This window comes from uncultured Gulosibacter sp. (assembly GCF_963509965.1).
GTDB lineage: Bacteria > Actinomycetota > Actinomycetes > Actinomycetales > Microbacteriaceae > Gulosibacter.
Genome location: NZ_CAUPDE010000012.1, coordinates 40,137 through 60,415 on the forward strand (window position 1 = coordinate 40,137; position 20,279 = coordinate 60,415).

A 20,279-nucleotide genomic window follows, 5' to 3' on the forward strand; every position below is an offset into this window, starting at 1 on the left:
GGTGGTCAAAGAAGTCGCGCGCATCTCGCCGAACTTCGCGCGTATCACTCTTACCGGCCCCGAGGTCAACAGGATCGGTACCCCGAATGACGTCTACGATGTGCGCATTAAAGTGGGATTCCCGCCAAGCGGCGGCACGCTACCGGATTTCACGACGAGTGGGCCGGGAGGGTGGCAGGAATATTTCGCTCTACCTACGGCGGAACGAGGGCCGATTCGTACCTTCTCAATTCGTGAGCTGCGAGTCGATGGGGCCGACACCGAATTGGTGATCGATTTTGTGCTCCACCTGGAACCGGGCGCTACCGGGCCAGCTTCAAGATGGGCCGCTCGGGCGGTGCCAGGCGATGAGGTGATCGTGCTGGGACCGCAGCGCGGGCGTACTGACCGATCTGGGATTGAATACGACCCAGGGGATGCCACAACAGTGGTTTTGGCGGGCGACGAAACTGCTGCACCGGCGATCGCGCGCATCTTGGAGGATGCCCCTAGGGATCTTCAGGGTGTGGCCTTCGTGGAGGTGCCGGAGTATGCAGATCAACTCGCCATCGATGCCCCGCCCGACGTCGAGGTGCGGTGGCTGCCGCGGTCGGGATCGCCGCATGGGACGCGTTTGCTTCCAGCTGTGCTGAACTATCTGGACGCTCCCGCACCCGAACATGCCCTAGTTCCCGACACTGAGATCGCTGCTGCCGAGGGCGTCGACCTGGTCTGGGAGACTCCCGGTTACTCGGGTCTCGGTGAGCCTGTATTCGGCACGATGCCGAATGCGAGACGATATTTTTGGATCGCTGGAGAAAGCGGTGTCGTGACCACATTGCGACGACATCTGGTGAACGAACTTGGAATCGACCGCGGCCAAGTGGCCTTCATGGGCTATTGGCGAAGGGGAGTGGCAATGGCCGGTTAGCAAACCGGAATGTGCAGCGTGCACGTTCTGGACATTTGCGGGTTTGGCTTCGGAGTGTTGGTCGCTGATGCCACTGAGGCAGCCACCGCCGCCATGCGTGAGGCATGGCCAGGGCGGTGGCTGCCGCTTATGTTCAGCCCGTGCAGGCGCTCAGCCGCACGACGTGTATCGCTTAAACCGTGGTGTACCCACCGTCAACCAGGTGGTAGCTACCCGTGATGAACGATGCGTAGTCCGACAGCAAAAACACTACGAGCGTCGCAACCTCGTCGGGCTGTCCGAGACGACCCAGCGGGTGCTTGGCCTTTAGCGCATCAAAGGCTTCGGGTGGCAGGTTCTGCAGCAGCGGCGTCTCGATATAGGCGGGGCCCACCGCGTTGATGCGCAGACCCTCGGGGCCGTACTCGGCAGCGGCATTCTTCGTAATACCCACAACACCGTGCTTAGCTGCGGTGTACGCACCATTGCCGATGGCCGCCACCGTGCCGTGGATCGAAGCCATGTTGACGATCGCCGACTTGTCGCTGCCCGCCTTCAGCATCTCGGGAATCTGGTAGCGCATCCCGTACAGCACACCGTTGAGGTTGATGCCGATGACCTTGTCCCAAGCTTCGAGGTCGGTCTCACCGGCGGGTGCCTGCGGCCCACCGATACCCGCGTTGTTCACGGCATAGTTGAGCTGACCGAAAGTCTCGACGGTCGCCTGCACCATACGTTCGTTGTCTTCCTTCGACGAGGTGTCGCCCACAACAGCAATCGCGGTACCGCCGGCCGCCTCAATTTCACCGGCAACGCGCTCGGCACCCTCCTTGTTGATATCCGACACAACCACCTTTACGCCGTACTCGGCGAGCAGCTTGCACGTTGCCTCACCGATACCCGAGCCACCGCCGGTGACGAGTGCGACGCGATCTTTGAGCTCTTTTCCAAACATCTTCGTTCCCCCTTGAGTTGTATGGCCTGTCGCTCCGAACCCTAGTTTTGGCACCCGAGAAGTGGCTGGGATTCATACCTGCGAGCGCGGGCTGCATCCGAGAAATATGACGCCGTACTACATGCGAACGAATGCATCTGCGCAGCTCGCAACGAAAGGTGCCACAATGGCAAAAATCAATGCGCCATCATAAGTTGTAGGCGCAACATGATTTTTCATGCTCCGCGCTTCGCGTCCGAGGCGGCGTCACAAACAGCGGTGTACCACCTAACTGGAGGCAGTTGTCATGAACATTCGGAAGATCACCGCGGCCCTAGCCGTCGGCGCCACCGCGCTGGCCCTGGCAGGCTGCACCAGCGCGGGCAGCGACGAAGCCACACTCACCCTGCGCCTATGGGATGAAAAGGTGGCCGACGTCTACGAAGAGTCGATCGCCGCATTCGAAAAAGCCAACCCCGGCATCAACGTCGAACTCAACGTGGTGCCGTGGAGCGACTACTTCACCACGCTCCGCAGCGAGGTCGGTTCGGGTGGCGGCGACAACCTGTTCTGGCTCAACGGCGCCTACTTCGAAGACTATGCCGCAGCAGGATCGCTCGTGAACATCGACGACGCCCTCGGCAAAGACGCCCGCGAAGGCTGGGCCGACTCGGCTGTACAGCAATACCTCTACGAAGATGCGCTCTACGGTGTTCCGCAGCTCACCGACGGCGGCACCGCACTCTATGTCAATAGCGCGCTGCTGGCAGAGGCAGGCGTCACCCCACAAGAACTCTCAGCTGCCACCTGGCACCCAGACCCCGCAAAAGACACGCTGCTGCCACTGCTGCAAAAGCTGACCATTGACGAAAATGGCAACAACGCCGCCTCACCCGACTTCGACGCGAAGAGGGTGAAGACCTACGGCTACAGTGCCGCGCTTGAGCTGCAAAACATCCAGCTCAACTACATCGCGTCGAACGGTGGCACCTACCAGACCGAAGACGGCAGCAAGCTCACCTTCACCGACCCCAAAACCGTTGAGGCCTACCAGTACATCGTCGACCTCATCAACAAGTACCACGTGGCACCACCGGCTGAATCAACCAACGATGACGGTGACTACACCCGCGAACTCTTCCTGCAGGGCAAGCTCGCCGTTTTCCAGTCGGGCACCTACAACCTTGCCCAGGTGAACGACAACGCCGACTTCGAGTGGCAAACCACCGAAATCCCCGCCGGCCCCGCCGGAAAGGGCACCACCGCACCGGCAGTGATCGTGGCCGGTAACGTCAACACCAAGTACCCCGAAGCGCAGCAAAAACTGCTCGAGTGGCTCGGCTCGACCGAGGGCGCGAAATACATTGCCGAATCGGGCACCGCGATCCCCGCAGTCACCGACGCCCGCGCCGCCTACGACGCCTACTGGGACGAGCAGGGCGTTGACACCAGCCCGTTCTTCACCGTGCTCGAAGGCCGCGAACCCTTCCCGCCGGTGCTCGGCAAAAACTACGGCGCCCAGGCCGAAGCCTTCACCCCGCCGCTCAAAGAGGTCTTCCTCGGCAAGACCCCGGTGAAAGAAGGCCTACAAAAGGCACAGGATGCGGCCGATAAGGTCGCGTAAACCGCATCCCGTTTCGCAATAGCAACCAACAAATAGGTGGCGTGTCGGGCGTAGCAACTGCTACGCTCGACAGGTTGCCCCGTCACATCCGTGCCGTGGCAGCGATGCAACAACCCTCCTGCTGCAGACCGCCTGCAGCCGTTCAAGACCAAAGGAGGTGGGTTACTCGTGCATCAGTATGAGCTCATGGTGATCCTCGATCCCGACATCGACGAGCGCACCGTCGCACCGAGCCTCGACAAGTTCCTCAACGTAATCCGCAGCACTGGCGGCTCGATTGAGAACACCGACATCTGGGGCCGCCGCAAGTTGGCCTACGAAATCAACAAGAAGAGCGAAGGCATCTACGCCGTCGTGAACTTCACCTCGACCCCCGATGCAGCTCTCGAGCTCGACCGCCAGCTCAAGCTCTCGGAGGCCGTCATGCGCACCAAGGTGCTGCGTGCCGAAGAAGCTGTCGCTCGCCTCAAGGCCGCCAAGGCCGAAGACGACGCAGCTGGATCAGAGGCGTAACAGCTACCTTCAGCTGTAGCAGCATCCAGACGACATCAGGGAGTCAACATGGCAGGCGACACGATCATCACCGTGGTGGGAAACCTCACCGCCGACCCCGAACTGCGCTACACCCCTAACGGCCTGGCAGTGGCAAATTTCACCATTGCCTCCACGCCGCGGGTGTACGACCGCCAGTCGGGCGAATGGAAAGACGGCGAAGCGCTGTTCCTTCGCGCATCCGTATGGCGCGAGTTCGCTGAACACGTCGCTTCATCGATGACTCGCGGTATGCGAGTGATCGCACAGGGTCGACTCAAGCAGCGCTCATACGAAACCCGCGAGGGTGAAAAGCGCACGAGCTACGAGCTTGACATCGACGAGATCGGACCGTCACTGCGTTACGCCACCGCACAGGTCACCAAATCGACCAGCGGCGGCGGCCAACAGCGACAGATGCAGTCGTCTGCCCCCCAGCAGCAGCGCGCCCCGCAGGCGGAAGAACCGTGGGGTAGCTCGCGCCCTCAGCAGGGTGGCCAATCGCAGGGCGGTTGGGCCGCACCCATGTCGGATGGATTCACCGACGAGCCGCCGTTCTAGGGCGCGCTCGTTCACCTATGCAGCGCAACACGCGCATCCACGAACGGATGCGGTGAGCGTGAGAGAAACTCAGTAAAGGAATTCGCAACCATGGCTGGAAAGTCAAGCGGCGACCGCCGCAAGGGTCGCGGCGCCAAGGCTAAGCCCGTCGCACCCGCAAAGCACATCAAGGTTGGCGTCATCGACTACAAAGACGTCGCAACTCTCCGCAAGTTCATCTCGGAACGTGGCAAGATCCGCGCACGCCGCATCACCGGCGTCTCGGTTCAAGAGCAGCGCCTCATCGCTCGCGCGGTGAAGAACGCTCGCGAAATGGCACTGCTTCCCTACGCCGGCTCGGGCCGCTAAGCGAAAGGGGATACAGAAATGGCAAAGGTTATCCTCACTCATGAAGTGAACGGTCTCGGCGAGGCCGGCGATGTTGTCGAGGTGAAAAACGGCTACGCCCGCAACTACCTGGTTCCGCAGGGCTATGCCGTGCACTGGACCAGCGGTGGCGAGGTGCAGGTTGCCGCGCTGCGCAAGGCACGCGAAGCCCGCGAGCTGAAGACCGTTGAAGAGGCCAAGGCGCTCAAGGCTTCGCTCGAAGCCGCGATCGTCAAGGTCTACGTCAAGGCTGGCGCCGACGGCCGCCTGTTCGGCTCGGTTCGTCCCGCGGACGTGGCCGACGCCGTTGCCGAGCAGGGCATCGGCAGCATCGACAAGCGCAAGGTGATCTTCCCGGCTCCGGTGAAGACCCTCGGTGACCACTTCATCACCGTGAAGCTCGGTAACGACATCGAGGCCAACACCAAACTGCAGGTGATCCAGGCTCGCTAGCCTGATCGCCGCGCGCATCAAAAACGGTGCGGGCCGCATCCTGATATAAGGGATGCGACCCGCACCGTTTCTGTTGCAGATCTGTGGATAACTGTCAATACGACTGTGGGAAAAGTCGCTGAATGTTTGATGACAGTGACGAAAGCAGCAACCTTCAAGCTCGACTTGAAGTAGATTAAGCCAGCTGAAAATGAAAAATAATCCCAGGTGGCGAGGGTTATTTTAGCAATCATCCCAGATACATCCACAGCGAAGCAATAGTTATCCACAACAGCGGTGCAAAATGCTGGCAATCGCTCCACAAGTTATCCACAGGTCGACTCGTGGAACCGCGAAAATCATCGTATGGTTCGCTCAGTGCACAAGAACGGTTCAACCCCAAAATGACGCTTACAGACTTCGACACCCACACCGGTGGCAACACCTCGCGTGACGAGCACGACAGTGTTCGCACGCCGCCACACGACCTGCTCGCCGAGCAGTCGGCACTGGGCGGAATGCTGCTGTCAAAAGACGCGGTAGCCGATGTGGTCGAAAGCGTACGCGGCATCGACTTCTACGTGCCCAAACACGAAATCATTTTCGACGCCGTACAAACTCTCTACGCGGCCGGCGAACCAACCGACGTCATCGCCGTCACCGACCAGCTCACCAAAACCGGCGATCTGCAACGCGCCGGCGGCGCCGAATACCTGCACACGCTCGCCGGTATCGTGCCCACAGCAGCCAACGCCGGCTACTACGCCGGCATCGTTGCCGAACGCGCCGTGCTGCGGCGCCTCGTCGAAGCCGGCACGCGCATCGTGCAAATGGGCTACGGCGCCGAGGGTGAAGTGGTTGAACTCGTCAACCAGGCACAGGCTGAAATCTACGGCGTCACCGGTGGCGTCGAAACCGAAGACTATGTGCCACTAAGCATCGCCCTCGGCGACGCTCAAAACGAAATCGAAGCGGCCCAAAACCGCGGCGGCGAACTCACCGGCGTCCCCACCGGGTTTCGCGACCTCGACGCACTCACCAACGGCCTGCATGCCGGTCAGCTCATCATCATCGCGGCCCGACCAGGTTTGGGTAAATCGACCTTCGCGCTCGACCTCGCCCGCTCCGCTGCGGTGCATAACCAACTGCCCACCATCTTTTTCTCGCTCGAAATGAGCCGCGCCGAAATCGCGATGCGCCTGCTCTCAGCCGAGGCCAGCGTGAAACTGCAGTCGCTGCGCACCGGCAAGGTGACCGACGAAGACTGGCAAAACATTGCCCGCACCCAGGGGCAAATCGTGGATGCACCGCTGTATATCGACGACTCACCCAATATGACCCTCGTCGAAATCCGCGCCAAATGCCGCCGACTTAAACAGAAAGTTGGCCTCAAACTCGTCGTGATCGACTACCTGCAGCTGATGACCTCGGGTAAGCGTGTCGAGTCGCGTCAGCAAGAGGTCTCGGAGTTCTCGCGGGCCCTGAAACTGCTCGCCAAAGAACTCGAAGTGCCGGTGATCGCGCTGTCACAGCTCAACCGAAACTCCGAACAGCGCGCCGACAAGAAACCCGCCATCAGCGACCTGCGCGAATCGGGTTCGCTCGAACAAGACGCCGATATGGTGATCCTGTTGCACCGCGAGGGCGCCTACGACAAAGACCACCCGCGCGCCTACGAAGCCGACATCATCGTGGCCAAACACCGCAACGGCCCCACCGACACGGTCACGGTGCTCTTCCAGGGGCACCTCTCACGATTCGTCGACTACGCACCCGGTCAGCAGCCGCCGGTAAGCGGTGGATTTGCGCCACCGCCCGCGTAGAATTCCGCACAGTGAGCATCCGGCCCGATCACTAGCCGCCGGATGCGATGACGGGCGGAGGGCAAAAGATGAGTGCAGCTTCGAACGAAACCGTGACCGGGCGGCATCCTCGCGCGTTCTATCTGCTTGCCGCTTTTGTGCTCTCGGTCATCGGGCTGGTGGCGCTGCAACAGGTGGCTTCGTTTATCACGCCGGTCTTCCTGGGGCTGAATCTGGTGCTGGCCGTTGCCCCGCTGATGCACTGGTTCGTTCGCCGCGGGGTGCCGCGCATCCTCGCCGGCATCATCGGTGCGCTGACGGTATATGTGCTGCTGATTGCTTTTGTGCTGTTGATGATTTGGTCGGTCGCCATGCTCATTCAAGAGCTGCCAAAATACTCCGACCAATTCGGTGCCCTCTACAGCTCGCTCATCGAGTGGCTGGGTACCTTCGGCATCACCCAGGATGAGATTCTGCGGCAGGCGCAGCAAGCGTTCTCACCCAGCGCGATAGTGAGCATGCTGCAGGGGCTGGCATCGAATATCGGTGGGGTTGCGGCGCTACTCACCACGCTGCTGGTGGTGATCTTCTTCATCTTCTTTGATGCCATCAGCTTCGAACCGCGGATGCAGGCCATCCGCCGGATGCGCCCCAACGCCGGCAGCGCACTCGACACTTTCTCGCGGGGAGTGAGCCGCTACTGGGTGGTGACCACGCTCTTCGGGGTGATTGTCGCGGTGCTCGACGTCATCGCGCTCGAGTTCATGCAGGTGCCACTGGCGCTGGTGTGGGGTGTGTTCTCGTTCTTGACCAACTACATCCCAAACATCGGTTTCGTGATCGGACTTATTCCCCCGGCGTTGATGGCGCTGCTAGCCAACGGCCCGATGAGTGCGCTGCTAGTGATCGTGATCTGGTCGGTCATCAACTTCGTGCTGCAATCGCTCATTCAACCGAAAGTGGCCGGGGATGCGGTGGGTGTGACCCCAACGGTGTCGTTTGTTTCGCTGCTGGTGTGGGCATTTGCGCTCGGCCCGGTGGGAGCGTTGCTGGCGCTGCCGGCGACGCTGTTTGTGAAGGCGGTGCTCATCGATGCCGATCCCGACAAGCGTTGGATCGGGTTGCTGCTCGACTCGAAACCGAAACTCGACGATCCCGAGCCGCAAGGCGCGGGTGATAAACCGCATCCCGAAACATTTGAATCGGACAAAACCGCGTGATTGGCGAACTGTTTTCGCGACTTCCGCGACCGAAAGATAACCCCCGCAACGCGCCCGTTGTCACCGCGATCAGCACGGTCGTTTTCATCCTGGGCGTCGTGTTGGCTTTCTGGTTGGGGTTTCAGCGACTCGAACCAGATCTTCGTATTGAGCAGCGCATCACGCTCAGTGCGAGCCCGCGGGTGCGTTTCGATCCCAGCTCCGAATCGTGGCAGCATGTTGTGGCGGCCGATCCCGAATCTGGTCAGGGGCCGCAATATGCGAGCCTTGCGGCCAAGGGTGAGAATGTGTGTGCCTTCACTTGGCAGGTCGGTGCAGTGGTGCGCGGCACAATCGACCTCGACCGTTTCGATAACGATGCGGATGCAACGGTTGAGGTGATGCGGGTGGGCGGTTTGCAATCGCAGCCGGCAGGTAGCACCGAGGTGGATATCGATGCCGAGCACACCGCCGCCGAGCTGCTTTATTTCCCGCAGGGATATCAGGACGGTGTGTACACGGCAACCGCAGCGCGGGTATTTGCCGGTTCGGGTGACTATGTGCTGCTCACCCTGCTGTGTGCCAAGCAGGAGGATGTCTCACTCGAGGGAATGAGTGAGGTGCTCACTGATGTGATGGTGCGTATTTTTCCGGTGTCCTAGCCGCATGCCGAAAAAATACGGCCAACGGGGGATATTGTGGCGAGAATTGCCCCGATTTACCCACCTCACACAAAGCTGACACATTTATCCGGTAACGTCGCACGGGTTAAGGCGACACTTGATGTAGTGAGTAATGACAACGCCCGTTCACGACGATGCCGTTCACGTTTACGCAGTAGCGGCTCGACGCAGAGGAGAAGGAATGTCGAACCAGTTCCCGCCCACCGGCGACGGACAGCAGAACCAGAACCCGAACCAGCCGTACGGCGGCGGACAGTCGAACAGCGGCTACGGCGCTTCGACTCCCGGCTACCAGGGATACGAGTCGCAGTCGAACTACAACCAGCAGGGTTATGGCTCGTATGGCCAGCAGGGCCAGCCCGGTCAGCAAGGCTACGGCTCGTACGGTGACCAGGGCGGCCAGTCGGGCCAGCAGGCGCAGCCGGGCTATGGCTCGTATGGTGATCAGGGTGGCCAGCAGGCGCAGCCTGGTTATGGTGCGTATGGCCAGCAGGGTCAACCCGGCTATGGCTCGTATGGTGACCAGGGTGCCCAGCAGGCGCAGCCCGGTTATGGTGCGTATGGTCAACCGGGCCAGGATGCGCAGCAGGGCTACGGTGCCTACGCGCAGCAGCAGAACTATGGCGGCTACGGTCAGCAGCCCCCGCAGGGCGGTAAGAAGAAGACCAGCCCGTGGGTGTGGATCGTTGTAGCAGTTGCCGCGGTGGCACTTATCGTCGGCGGTGTGTTCGGTGCCATGGCCCTGTTCGGCGGCGGTAGCGGCGGCAAGTACGGCGTCAACTCTGAAACCGGTATTGCCGACGTGAAGCTGAAGTACACCGGCGACTATGAGGATAGCGGTTACGGTCCCGATAACGGGTTCAGCGCTTCCACGAGTGACTACTCCTGCTATGCGGCGGGAAACCTCAACAACCTTGATATGAGTTTGATCGAGGGCAAGTCGGTCGAAGAGGGCATCAAAGATGAACTCCTTAGCGGGAATATGCCTGATGGGGTAGAGGTCACCACCGAGGGCACGATCACGCTCAAAGACACCGAGGGCATCGATGTTGAGTTCCAGCTCGCCCGCATGAAGGGCGAGGCTGATGGGTCGAAGGGCGAGATCTGGGTGGCCGTGCACGTGTTCAGAGACAGCGAGAATGCTCTGATGCTCACAGCCGGTTGCATGAACACTTCGTACACCAGCGGCGGCGGTGACGCCTCGTTCTCGAAGGAACAGTTCGAAGACTTCCTCAAGAACGATGTCGAGTTCACCCTCGTCGAAGAGTAGTTCTCCACTCAGCGAAAACGTTAGGGCCCACGGTTACAAGCCGTGGGCCTTCTCGTTCGTGCGAATGATATTTGCCGCCGAGTGGGCAGATTTCTCCCTCGCGGTAAGGCGGGGCCGGTAGAGTCGCCGCAGCGTTTGATGTGAAGCAGCAACGTGAAGGAGATCCCGTGTCGAACCAGCTCCCACCCTCCGGTGACGGTCAGCCGCCCCAGCAAAACCCCTATGGCGGCGCACCGCAGCAGTCAGCCCAGGGTGGCTATGGCCAGCCGGGCGGTTATGGCCAACAGCCACCCCAGGGCGCTTACGGCCAACAACCAACACCAAGCGGCAAGAAGAAGACCAGCCCGTGGGTGTGGGTTGGTGTGGCGGTTGCCGCCGTTGCCCTGATTGTGGGCGGTATTTTCGGCGGTATGGCGCTGTTCGGTGGCGGCGCAGGCAAATACAGTCTCGATGCCGACACCGGTATTGCCGATATGTCGATCGAATACACCGGCGACTACACCCTCTCGGGATACGAAACCCCCGGATCGTTCACCGCGATGAACGACGACAACACCTGCTTCGCGTTCGGAAACCTGCAGTCATTTGATGCGAGCGACTTCGAGGGCAAATCACGCGAAGAAGCATTTGAAGACCTGGTGAACAGCGGCCCGATGCCCGAGGGGATGGAGAAAAAGATCGAGGGCACCATCACTCTCGAAGACACCAACGGCATCCCGGTCGAATTTCAGCTGGCCACCGTCAAGGGCGAAAGCGACGAGGTATCGGGCGAGTTCTGGCTGGCGATGCGGGTATTCCCCGAGTCGGAAGACTCGGTGGTGTTCATCGCCGGTTGCGGAGATATGAGCGGCACCGGCGCCAGCTCGGGTGACTGGCCGTCGTATTCGAAGAGCGACTTTGAAAACCACCTCAAAAACGACGTCGAGTTCACCCTCGTCGAAGAGTAGGTCTGCACTCGACGACAACGTCACGGGCCCACGGTTATAAGCCGTGGGCCCTTGCGTTCGAGGCTAGTTTCCGGATGCGGCATCGCCGGTGAGCGCCGCATCAAGATCGGTGGGGCGGGGCAGTGGCCGACCAAAAAAGCGCATCGGAATCGAATAGGTGTCGAGCAAATGTGAGCGCTGCCAGTGGCGCGAAATCGCCAGCTCATAAAACTCCACCAGTTTCTCGGTGGCGCTGCGCCACGAGTGCCGCTGCGCCTCGGCACGACTCGCCACACCCATTTCGTGACGCAGCTCGTCGTTGAACAGCAGTCGCTCGAGTTTCGCGGTGAAATCGTCAGTGTCGCCGGGCTCAAACAGCAGCCCCGACTGGTTGTCGGTCACCGCAAACGGGATACCGCCCGCCCGGGCCCCCACCACCGGCACCCCCGAAGCCATCGACTCAAGTGCCACAAAACCGAGCGTTTCGGTGGTCGATGGGAAAGCAAACACATCTGCAGAAGCGAACGCTGAAGCCAGATCTTCACCCGACATATACCCCGTAAACACCGTGTTGGTGCCGGCGAACTCGGCTTGCAGCTCGTCACGATCGGGCCCCGAACCCACCATCGCGAGCCGCACCCCGCGCGATTGCAGCTGCTTGATCGGCGCAATCAGTTCGCGCAGGTCTTTCTCTTTCGACATCCGGCCCACATAGATCATGAGCTTGTCATCGGGATGCCCGTCGGTGAGCCGCTCACGCATCTGCGTCGAAGCGGCGTCGGGGCGGTAGGTCACCGTGTCAATCGCTTTCGGCCACAGATCAACCCGCTCAAAACCGATCTGCTCGGCCCGAGCCACCATCTGCGGCGACGTACACAGGTTCACCTCGGCGAGATTGTGAATCCACCTGAGATAGGCGGTGCCGGCCTTTCGAATGCTCCCCAGCCCCAGCGCATCCGCGTACTGCGGCGTATCGGTGTGAAACGAAGCGAGCATGGGCAGATCGCGCCGAGCCGACGAAAGCGCGCCGTAGGCAGCCAGCACCACCGGATTCACCAGGTGCACCACATGCGGCGCGAACTCTTCAATCTCGCGGGCAATGTTCGGGGTGGGTAGCCCGAGTTTCAACTCGGGATACCAGGGCCGCATCGGCACCGAGTTCACACGCACCACCCGCGCACCGGCATAGTTCGAGGGCGGGTGGCCCGGCGCGAACACCAGCACCTCGTGGCCCATGGCACTGAGCTGCTCGATCGTGCGCAGCACGCGGGTCACCACACCGTCAATTTTTGGCAGGAAGACCTCGGTGAACAGCGCGATCCGCATGGTGTAACTACTTGTTTGCTGCCTGTGCCACCGACTCGGGCACACCGGCATGCTGGTTCTTTGTCCACAGCGACCGCGCCGGGATCTTCGACAGGTCGGCGCGGTCGGCATACTTACGCGCAATATCGGTGACCTCGAGCAGCAGCCCCTCGGCAAGTTTCGTGGGGTTGAGACCCAGGTCGAGGAAAGCTTCGTTCACGACGTGTAGTTCGTTCTCGGCAGCCTCGTTACGCGGGTTCGGCACATTCTCAACCTTGGCGTCGGCGATCTTCGCGATCAGCGCCGCCAGGTCGCGCACCCGGTGCGTTTCGGTCATCTGGTTGAAGATCTTCACCCGCTCGCCAGCTGCCGGCGGGTTCTCGATCGCAATCTGGATGCAGCGCACAGTGTCTTGGATGTGGATGAACGCGCGGGTCTGGCCACCGGTGCCGTGCACGGTGAGCGGATAGCCAACGGCCGCCTGCATCAAGAAACGGTTGAGCACGGTTCCGTAGTCACCGTCGTAGTCGAAACGGTTGATGAGCCGCTCATCCATCGCGGTTTCTGCGGTGTTCGTACCCCACACGATGCCCTGGTGCAGATCGGTGATGCGCAACCGGTCGTTCTTCGCGTAGTACGCGAACATATTCTGGTCGAGCACCTTCGTGAGGTGGTAAATCGAGCCCGGGTTGGTGGGGTAGAGAATCTCCTGGCTCACCAGGTGCTCGTCGGTGGGGTTACCGTCGGCATCCTCATCACTCATGACCTGGATGGTGAGGTAGCCCTCGGGAATCTTCATCCCTGCGGTGCCGTAGCCGTACACGCCCATAGTGCCCAGGTGCACGAGGTGAATGTCGCGACCCGACTCAACAATGGCGGTGAGCAAATTGTTGGTCGCGTTGATGTTGTTGTCGATGGTGTAGCGCTTGGTGGTCGCGTTCTTCATCGAGTAGGGAGCGGCACGCTGCTCGGCGAAGTGCACCACCGCGTCAATCGACTGGTCGACCAAGAACGCAAGCAAGCCGTCATAGTCTTGCGCCACATCAATGTTGACGAACTCGAGCGACTTGCCGGTCAGCTCACGCCAGGTCGACACTCGCTCTTCGATGCTGGTGATCGGGGTGAGTGAAGATGCGCCAAGTTCCTCATCAATACGACGACGCGACAGGTTATCAACGATCACGACATCGTGGCCCAGGTTCGACAGGTGCAGCGAGGTGGGCCAGCCGCAGAAGCCGTCGCCACCGAGAATTGCGATCTTCAAATGAATCTCCCGTAGTGCCGTAGAAACGAGTGTGCGGTCACGAACGCGGCGCACATTCCGACCATGCTACGGGGCTTGGGTAACGGGAACTTGCAATCTTCGGCGTCGCACAGTAGCCAACAACCACCAACCACTGTTGACGGTAACTTGTCATCTGTGACAACTCCGCTGACTGTGCCCGGCCCAATCGACGTGGTGCTGCGTGAAGCCGAAGCAACCGGTGGCCTAACCGGCACAGTCGTGGTGCTCGATGCACCCGATGCACAGCTCGTGCGAGCCACCCTCGCAGCCGGCGCCGAACGGGTGATCGCCTGCTGCGATACGGGCTTTGCGGTGCCGCTACCCGAAGGCGCCATCGAACGTGACATCACCGAGCTTGCCGACCCAACCGTCCCGATCGCACTCGCGGTGGGGCTGCTACCCAAATCACTGAGTGAACTGAGCGAACAGACGCAGGAACTTGCCCGGCAACTGCCACGGGCGCGAGTGATCCTCGGTGCCCGTGAGAAACACCTCGCCCGGTCGATGAACGAGGTGCTCGAACTGCACTACGCTCGCGTGCGCGCATCCCTCGGATACCGCAAATCGCGGGCCCTGGTGGCAAGCGAAGCGCTCACCAAGCAGCCGCAACGCATCCCCGCCACCGCAAAAATTGCCGAACTCAACCTCACAGTGTGCGCATTTGGTGGCGCCTTCGCCGGTGCGAAACTCGATATCGGCACACGGCTGCTGCTCGAAGTGCTCGAAACCACACCCCCGGCCGCAGAACCCGGCACCGTAATCGACCTGGGATGCGGCACTGGCATCCTCGCCAGCTGGGCGGCACGCCGCTGGCCCGCAGCGCGAGTGATTGGCACCGACCGCTCAGCGGCCGCGCTACGCTCGACCACAGCAACCGCGGCCGCAAATGGGGTGACCGTGGCCGTACACCGGGCCGACGCCGCAGCCGGGCTACCCGATGCCTGCGCCGACCTGGTGCTGCTCAACCCGCCATTTCACGAGGGCCGCGAGGTGGATCGCACGATGGCAAACCACCTGTTCGCAGCGGCAGCCCGGCTGCTCGCACCCGGCGGCGAGCTCTACACCGTGTTCAACTCGCATCTGCGGCACCGGCCACAGCTCGAACGGCTCGTCGGCCCCACCGAGCAACTGGCGGCCAACGCGAAATTCATCGTCACCCGCAGCACGCGCACCAATTGCTAACTGCCGAATGAACCGGGCGGCGGCGTCGCCGGCAACCCATAGTTGGGGTTGTCACAGGCAACCACCGTTGACAGATCAGCTCCAAACACAAAACTCGTGCGGGTAAAGCTGCCGCCCAGCGCGCCCGGCAACCAAAACCGCGCATCCGACCACATCTCACCCAGCGGCAACGCAGACACCGGATACCAGCTCAGCGACAACTCATCCGAGTCGACCGGCTCACCGATCCAATCTCGGCACAAATACACCCACGACTCCTGCGACCAGGCCGGTTTCTCGGGAAACAGGTAGGTGAGCATCCCCACCGGCTGCAGCGACTCTTTGGCGACAAACACACTCGACTCTTCGTCGATCTCACGCACCGCCGCGCTGCGCGGATGCTCGCCGGGATGTAGCTTGCCACCCAACCCCACAAGCTTTCCGAGCCCGAGGCCGCGCCGTTTTCTACCGAGCAGCACCTCGGGAACCCCCTCAGCTTCGCGCAGCAAATACGTGACACATACCTGTGGCAACACCATGGTAGAAAGCGTACGTCAATGCCGCCGATACACGCCGCTGCCAGCTGCTCGGCGATAGCCTAAAACCCCCGATCAAGGAGACTCATGTCAAAGGTGCTCGACCTACTGGCCGAATGGATGCCCAAACAGCGCTGGTACGCGGCCGGGGAGGCACCAGCCAAGCTGCGGCTATTGGGGAGTTTTGAATTCGCCACATCCGAACCCGAGCAGGTGCGGCTCATCACCGTCGCAATCGTCTACGACGACACCACCGGCGCCACCTATCAGGTGCCACTGGTGGTGCGCGATGTCGACGCTGAAGTCGAAGCGCTCGGCTATATCGGTCAGGTGCGCGAACACGGCGACCGGGCGGCGCTAGTGGATGGCTGCCACGACACTGCTTTTGTGGGCGCGCTGATCAAAACCATCGCCGACGAGCGCGAACTTGCTGGCGAGAACAAAAAGGTGCGGGCCTACGGGCAGCCAATGCCGGGGGCGACCATCGGGCAATTTGTGACTTCGCGGGTGCTGCAGGGCGAACAGTCGAACACGTCGATCATCTGCGAGTTCCGCGCCGATGACGGCAGCGCCGCACCCCCGCTCATTATTAAGATCTTCCGGCGCCTACACCCGGGCGAGAATCCCGACGTGGTGCTGCAAACCGCTATCGCCGCCGCCGGTTCGTATCGGGTGCCGCCCGCATTCGGGGCGCTCGCGGGCGTGTGGCCCGAAGCCAGCGGGCAACAGGTTGCCGGACACCTCGCTTTCGCAACCGAATATTTCTTCGGTGTTGAGGATGCGTGGCGGGTGGCGCTGCGTGCGGCCGAACGCGGCGACGACTTCTCGCAGCTGGCGCATTCGCTGGGTAAAGCAACCGCCGAGGTGCACGAGGTGCTGCAGCGAGTGCTGCCAACCGTGCAACCGAGCGGCGCCATCGTGCGGGATGCGATCAACCAGATGCGTGACCGCTACCGGATGGCCGCCGAAGCGGTGCCCGAACTGCGCCAATACGCCCAGCGGATCAACGCCGTGTACGACGAAGCAGCCACCGTCGACTGGCCGCAGCTGCAGCGCATCCACGGCGACTACCACCTGGGCCAGGTGCTCGCAGTGCCCGAACGCGGCTGGGTGCTGCTCGACTTCGAAGGCGAGCCGCTGCGCCCGCTTGCCGACCGCTGTGCGCCCGATGTGCCGCAGCGCGATGTGGCCGGGATGCTGCGCTCATTTGACTATGTTGCCGGTGCACTCGAGGTGCGCCCGGGGCACTTACAGAATGCGCGTAAATGGGCGCAGGCGGCGCGCAAGGCGTTTTTGGCGGGCTATCGTGCCGGGCTCGGCAACGCTGGTTCGATCACCGGGGCGCAGGCGCGCGCTCGCGACGCGCTGCTGCGAGCCTACGAGCTCGACAAGGCTGTGTATGAGGCGCTGTATGAACAGCAGCACCGGCCCGAATGGCTGCAGATTCCACTGCGTGCGATCGGCGAATTGCTCTAAGTCGCCTCGCGGCAGGGTGGTTGAACGCAAACAGCGCATGCGCTCGGTTGTGAGCGCATGCGCTGCATGCATCGGGATAGCGTCTGGCCCGGCAAATCGGGGTGCTACCCGACCCGAGAACTAGACGCGCTGTCCGAGCGCGTTTGCCAGCTCAGCCTCGTACTGGCCGATGAGTTCGTTCCGGCGCTCGCGGAGGGCGGCACCCAGAGCGATGCGGTCGTGCAACCAGAACGACAGGAAGTCGATCTGGGCGTGCCAGCTCGCGGCGTCAGCTGCGGCCTGGTCGATTTCGACACCCGAGCGGGTGAGGATGAACCTGGTGCCCGCGTCGGTCTCTTCAAAGTCGACGCGCACTCGCGACTCAGAGCCGCCGTTGAAGCGCCAGGTGAATTCAAGGGTGCTCGGCTCGTCGGCGCGGATGACTGTGCCGACGATTCGGTGGTCGCTGCCGTTGAGGTAGCTCAGCACAAAGTCGGTGCCTTCGGTCAGCGGTTCGGCAACGTGTCCGAGCCAGTGACGGAGCTGATCGGGCATGACGAGGGCGCGCCAGAGTACCTCGCGGCTCAACCGTGACTCTGCGGTGAGTACTGTGGTGACAGTGTCGTTGTGCACCGTCATATTGCTTTGGACTTCAGGCATATTCGCCTCCTAACTGTGTCTGTCGGAAGACCGATGGTGTTTCGGGTTAACCGACTGGCCGAATTGGCGGCCACCGAGACGGACTCTCGGTTAACAATAGATTAACAGTAGGTTAATGCTATGTCCAACTTGGCCGCGTTTGGAGTGTTGAGGCGGGTGCAACACCGGTCTGATTTGTGGGATGATGGATGCGGCCGCGCACTGAGGTCTGGTGCATCGTGTGCCAGTGGATTGCACAACAAAACCCTGCTGAGCAGGGTTTTGTTGCTTTCCGGGGCGACTTTGGCAGGTTTCTTGATGTGAATCTGAGTGTTAGCTGTGAGTGCTGGCGGAAAGTTTCCACAGACTGTGGATAGATCTAAACTTGAGTCAGATCGACTCAGGGTTTGGTTTCAGGTTCTGGTCGATTGACGAATTTGTACAAACGGCCAGCGAAAGGAGACCAGCATGGCCAATATGCAGGGGGTGCAGGCTCCTGACGAAGAAAGCAAGAGCGCACTCGAACAGTTCGGTATCGACCTCACCGAGGTGGCCCGGTCGGGCAAACTCGACCCGGTCATCGGTCGTGACGCCGAAATCCGCCGCGTGAGTCAGGTGCTCACCCGGCGCACCAAAAACAACCCGGTGCTCATCGGTGAACCCGGCGTAGGAAAAACCGCCGTTGTGGAAGGGCTCGCGCAGCGAATCGTCGCCGGCGACGTGCCCGAATCACTCAAAAACAAGCGACTCATCTCACTCGACCTCTCCGCCATCCTCGCCGGCGCGAAATACCGCGGCGAGTTCGAAGAGCGAATGAAAGCCGTACTGAAAGAGATCACCGACGCCGAAGGCGAAATCATCACCTTCATCGACGAGCTGCACACGCTCATGGGTGCCGGTGGCGGCGAATCGAGCGTCAGCGCATCCAATATGCTCAAACCGATGCTCGCCCGCGGTGAACTGCGGCTCATCGGCGCCACCACACTCAACGAATACCGCGAGTTCATCGAAACCGACTCGGCACTCGAACGCCGCTTCCAGCAGGTGTTCGTCGGTGAACCGAGCGTCGAAGACACCATCGCCATCCTGCGCGGACTCAAAGAACGCTACGAGGCACACCACAAGGTGGCCATCAGCGACAGCGCCCTGGTAGCCGCCGCATCGATGTCAAACCGCTACATCCCATCCCGTCAACTGCCCGACAAGGCAATCGACCTGATCGACGAGGCCGCCTCGCGACTACGGATGGAAATCGACTCGTCGCCGGTAGAACTCGACACCGAGCGTCGCCAACTCGACCGTATGAAGCTCGAAGAACTCGCGCTCAAAAAAGAGCACGACGACGCGTCCAAAGAACGCCTCGCCCAGCTGCGCGAAGACATGGCCAAAATCAAGGCCCGTGTCGACGAACTGCAAGCCCGGTGGGATAGCGAACGAGCCGAACTCAACGAGGTTGGTGACCTCAAAACCAAACTCGACGATGCTCGCCGCCGCGCCGAACTGGCACAGCGCGAGGGCAAACTCGAGCAGGCCAGCCGCATCCTCTACGGCGAGATTCCGCAGCTGCAAACACGCTTGCAGCAGGCTGAAGCCGCCGAATCGAGCGAGGGCCGGATGGTGAACGACCACGTCACCGACACCGATATCGCCGAGGTCGTCGCCGCCTGGACCGGCATTCCGGTGGGGAAGCTCATGCAGTCGGAGCGCGAGAAACTGCTCAACCTCGAAAGCGAACTCCACCAGCGGGTGATCGGGCAAGATGCGGCCGTCACGGCGGTATCGGATGCGATTCGCCGCTCGCGTGCCGGGGTGAGCGACCCCTCACGCCCCACCGGATCGTTCATGTTCCTCGGCCCCACCGGCGTGGGCAAAACCGAACTCGCGAAAGCGCTCGCCGAACTGCTCTTTGACGATGAGCGCGCGATCGTGCGCATCGACATGTCGGAGTACGGCGAAAAACACTCGGTGTCGCGCCTCGTGGGTGCGCCTCCGGGATATGTCGGCTACGAACAGGGCGGTCAGCTCACCGAGGCCGTGCGGCGCCGCCCCTACTCGGTGGTGCTGTTCGATGAGGTCGAAAAGGCACACCCCGAAGTGTTCGACGTGCTGCTGCAGGTGCTCGACGACGGGCGGCTCACCGACGGGCAGGGGCGGACGGTTGACTTCCGCAACACGCTGCTGATTCTCACCTCGAACCTCGGTTCACAATTCTTGGTCGACCCACTGCTATCGACCGAAGAGAAACACGAAGCGGTGATGTCGGCGGTGCGCCAGGCCTTTAAGCCCGAGTTCATCAACCGGCTCGATGAGCTGGTGGTGTTCGATGCGCTCACGCCCGAGCAGCTCGCGCAGATCGTGGCGCTGGGGGTGCAGAAGCTCGAGCAGCGGCTGGCCGAGCGGCGGCTGCAGATTCAGGTGGATGCGGATGCGCGCGAGTGGCTTGCCGAGCGCGGCTACGACCCGATCTACGGGGCACGTCCGCTGCGCCGCCTGATGCAGCGCGAAATCGACGACCGGCTCGCGCGGGCGCTGCTTGCAGGCAAGGTGCACGATGGCGACACCGTGCGCGTGTCGGTGGCCACCGACAACGACGGCCTGACGCTCGCAACCGCGTAGCGCGCGTTACTTGCGCAAATGCCGGGGCACCGCTCACGTGGAGCGCCCCGGCGTTTGCGGGCGGC

19 protein-coding genes are annotated in these 20,279 nt (G+C 61.6%); 14 read left to right on the top strand and 5 right to left on the bottom strand.

Annotated features, from left to right (window positions below; genetic code table 11):
* Position 1 precedes the first annotated feature (1 nt).
* Positions 2–910: a siderophore-interacting protein gene (locus tag RQ865_RS08185; RefSeq protein WP_311478744.1), complete on the top strand. Its 909-nt coding sequence runs from the start codon at positions 2–4 to the stop codon at positions 908–910.
* 172 nt (positions 911–1,082) lie between these two features.
* Here the strand turns inward: RQ865_RS08185 and RQ865_RS08190 are convergent, their stop codons facing one another.
* Positions 1,083–1,844, bottom strand: a complete 762-nt coding sequence (locus RQ865_RS08190; RefSeq protein WP_311478746.1) for a glucose 1-dehydrogenase — start codon at positions 1,842–1,844, stop codon at positions 1,083–1,085.
* Between the two features lie 286 nt (positions 1,845–2,130).
* Here RQ865_RS08190 and RQ865_RS08195 point away from each other — a divergent pair, with 286 nt between their 5' ends.
* From RQ865_RS08195 to RQ865_RS08240, 10 genes are all read left to right on the top strand, one after another.
* Positions 2,131–3,447 (top strand): sugar ABC transporter substrate-binding protein, encoded by a 1,317-nt coding sequence (locus tag RQ865_RS08195; RefSeq protein WP_311478748.1) that lies wholly within the window; start codon positions 2,131–2,133, stop codon positions 3,445–3,447.
* Between the two features lie 168 nt (positions 3,448–3,615).
* A complete protein-coding gene (gene rpsF, locus RQ865_RS08200; RefSeq protein WP_311478749.1) occupies positions 3,616–3,960 on the top strand; it encodes a 30S ribosomal protein S6 in 345 nt (114 codons plus the stop codon).
* Between the two features lie 48 nt (positions 3,961–4,008).
* Positions 4,009–4,539: a single-stranded DNA-binding protein gene (locus RQ865_RS08205; protein ID WP_311478751.1), complete on the top strand. Its 531-nt coding sequence runs from the start codon at positions 4,009–4,011 to the stop codon at positions 4,537–4,539.
* Positions 4,540–4,629: 90 nt separating this feature from the next.
* Positions 4,630–4,887, top strand: coding sequence for a 30S ribosomal protein S18 (gene rpsR, locus RQ865_RS08210; RefSeq protein WP_201517825.1), 258 nt, complete (start codon positions 4,630–4,632; stop codon positions 4,885–4,887).
* An 18-nt stretch (positions 4,888–4,905) separates the two neighbouring features.
* Entirely contained in the window at positions 4,906–5,358 is a 453-nt protein-coding gene (rplI, locus tag RQ865_RS08215; RefSeq protein ID WP_311478753.1) for a 50S ribosomal protein L9, read from the top strand.
* A 383-nt stretch (positions 5,359–5,741) separates the two neighbouring features.
* Positions 5,742–7,160 (top strand): replicative DNA helicase, encoded by a 1,419-nt coding sequence (gene dnaB / locus RQ865_RS08220; RefSeq protein ID WP_311478754.1) that lies wholly within the window; start codon positions 5,742–5,744, stop codon positions 7,158–7,160.
* A gap of 68 nt (positions 7,161–7,228) precedes the next feature.
* Entirely contained in the window at positions 7,229–8,359 is a 1,131-nt protein-coding gene (locus RQ865_RS08225) for an AI-2E family transporter (RefSeq protein WP_311478756.1), read from the top strand.
* Entirely contained in the window at positions 8,356–9,000 is a 645-nt protein-coding gene (locus RQ865_RS08230; RefSeq protein WP_311478757.1) for a hypothetical protein, read from the top strand. The genes RQ865_RS08225 and RQ865_RS08230 overlap by 4 nt, the downstream gene beginning before the upstream one ends.
* Before the next feature lie 202 nt (positions 9,001–9,202).
* Positions 9,203–10,291 (top strand): hypothetical protein, encoded by a 1,089-nt coding sequence (locus tag RQ865_RS08235; protein ID WP_311478758.1) that lies wholly within the window; start codon positions 9,203–9,205, stop codon positions 10,289–10,291.
* 167 nt (positions 10,292–10,458) lie between these two features.
* A complete protein-coding gene (locus RQ865_RS08240) occupies positions 10,459–11,238 on the top strand; it encodes a hypothetical protein (protein ID WP_311478760.1) in 780 nt (259 codons plus the stop codon).
* Between the two features lie 63 nt (positions 11,239–11,301).
* On the opposite strand, the gene RQ865_RS08245 is transcribed toward RQ865_RS08240, so the two are convergent.
* The gene (locus RQ865_RS08245; protein WP_311478762.1) at positions 11,302–12,543 is read right to left on the bottom strand and encodes a glycosyltransferase family 1 protein; all 1,242 of its coding nucleotides are present in this window, start codon (positions 12,541–12,543) and stop codon (positions 11,302–11,304) included.
* Between the two features lie 7 nt (positions 12,544–12,550).
* A complete protein-coding gene (locus RQ865_RS08250) occupies positions 12,551–13,786 on the bottom strand; it encodes an NAD-dependent epimerase/dehydratase family protein (RefSeq protein WP_311478763.1) in 1,236 nt (411 codons plus the stop codon).
* 156 nt (positions 13,787–13,942) lie between these two features.
* On the opposite strand from RQ865_RS08250, the gene RQ865_RS08255 reads away from it, so the two are divergent.
* Positions 13,943–14,989 (top strand): methyltransferase, encoded by a 1,047-nt coding sequence (locus RQ865_RS08255; RefSeq protein WP_311478765.1) that lies wholly within the window; start codon positions 13,943–13,945, stop codon positions 14,987–14,989.
* Here the strand turns inward: RQ865_RS08255 and RQ865_RS08260 are convergent.
* Positions 14,986–15,507 carry an NUDIX domain-containing protein gene (locus tag RQ865_RS08260; protein WP_311478767.1) on the bottom strand — a complete coding sequence of 174 codons (522 nt, stop codon included), beginning with the start codon at positions 15,505–15,507 and terminating at the stop codon, positions 14,986–14,988. The genes RQ865_RS08255 and RQ865_RS08260 overlap by 4 nt on opposite strands.
* A gap of 84 nt (positions 15,508–15,591) precedes the next feature.
* Between RQ865_RS08260 and RQ865_RS08265 the strand changes: the two genes are divergently transcribed.
* Complete coding sequence (locus RQ865_RS08265; protein ID WP_311478769.1) at positions 15,592–16,980, top strand: maltokinase N-terminal cap-like domain-containing protein; 1,389 nt, start codon at positions 15,592–15,594, stop codon at positions 16,978–16,980.
* 120 nt (positions 16,981–17,100) lie between these two features.
* Here the strand turns inward: RQ865_RS08265 and RQ865_RS08270 are convergent, their stop codons facing one another.
* Positions 17,101–17,619, bottom strand: coding sequence for an SRPBCC domain-containing protein (locus RQ865_RS08270; RefSeq protein WP_311478771.1), 519 nt, complete (start codon positions 17,617–17,619; stop codon positions 17,101–17,103).
* A gap of 447 nt (positions 17,620–18,066) precedes the next feature.
* Between RQ865_RS08270 and RQ865_RS08275 the strand changes: the two genes are divergently transcribed.
* Positions 18,067–20,214, top strand: coding sequence for an AAA family ATPase (locus RQ865_RS08275; protein WP_311478773.1), 2,148 nt, complete (start codon positions 18,067–18,069; stop codon positions 20,212–20,214).
* Positions 20,215–20,279 lie beyond the last annotated feature (65 nt).

What these genes read in the sequence shown, in the direction of transcription:
- RQ865_RS08260 (WP_311478767.1), bottom strand. Translation starts at nt 15,507, where the DNA reads ATGGTGTTGCCACAGGTATGTGTCACGTATTTGCTGCGCGAAGCTGAG.
- RQ865_RS08275 (WP_311478773.1), top strand. Translation starts at nt 18,067, where the DNA reads ATGGCCAATATGCAGGGGGTGCAGGCTCCTGACGAAGAAAGCAAGAGC.
- rplI (WP_311478753.1), top strand. Translation starts at nt 4,906, where the DNA reads ATGGCAAAGGTTATCCTCACTCATGAAGTGAACGGTCTCGGCGAGGCC.
- RQ865_RS08270 (WP_311478771.1), bottom strand. Translation starts at nt 17,619, where the DNA reads ATGCCTGAAGTCCAAAGCAATATGACGGTGCACAACGACACTGTCACC.
- RQ865_RS08245 (WP_311478762.1), bottom strand. Translation starts at nt 12,543, where the DNA reads ATGCGGATCGCGCTGTTCACCGAGGTCTTCCTGCCAAAAATTGACGGT.
- RQ865_RS08235 (WP_311478758.1), top strand. Translation starts at nt 9,203, where the DNA reads ATGTCGAACCAGTTCCCGCCCACCGGCGACGGACAGCAGAACCAGAAC.
- rpsR (WP_201517825.1), top strand. Translation starts at nt 4,630, where the DNA reads ATGGCTGGAAAGTCAAGCGGCGACCGCCGCAAGGGTCGCGGCGCCAAG.
- dnaB (WP_311478754.1), top strand. Translation starts at nt 5,742, where the DNA reads ATGACGCTTACAGACTTCGACACCCACACCGGTGGCAACACCTCGCGT.
- RQ865_RS08195 (WP_311478748.1), top strand. Translation starts at nt 2,131, where the DNA reads ATGAACATTCGGAAGATCACCGCGGCCCTAGCCGTCGGCGCCACCGCG.
- RQ865_RS08225 (WP_311478756.1), top strand. Translation starts at nt 7,229, where the DNA reads ATGAGTGCAGCTTCGAACGAAACCGTGACCGGGCGGCATCCTCGCGCG.
- RQ865_RS08265 (WP_311478769.1), top strand. Translation starts at nt 15,592, where the DNA reads ATGTCAAAGGTGCTCGACCTACTGGCCGAATGGATGCCCAAACAGCGC.
- RQ865_RS08205 (WP_311478751.1), top strand. Translation starts at nt 4,009, where the DNA reads ATGGCAGGCGACACGATCATCACCGTGGTGGGAAACCTCACCGCCGAC.
- RQ865_RS08190 (WP_311478746.1), bottom strand. Translation starts at nt 1,844, where the DNA reads ATGTTTGGAAAAGAGCTCAAAGATCGCGTCGCACTCGTCACCGGCGGT.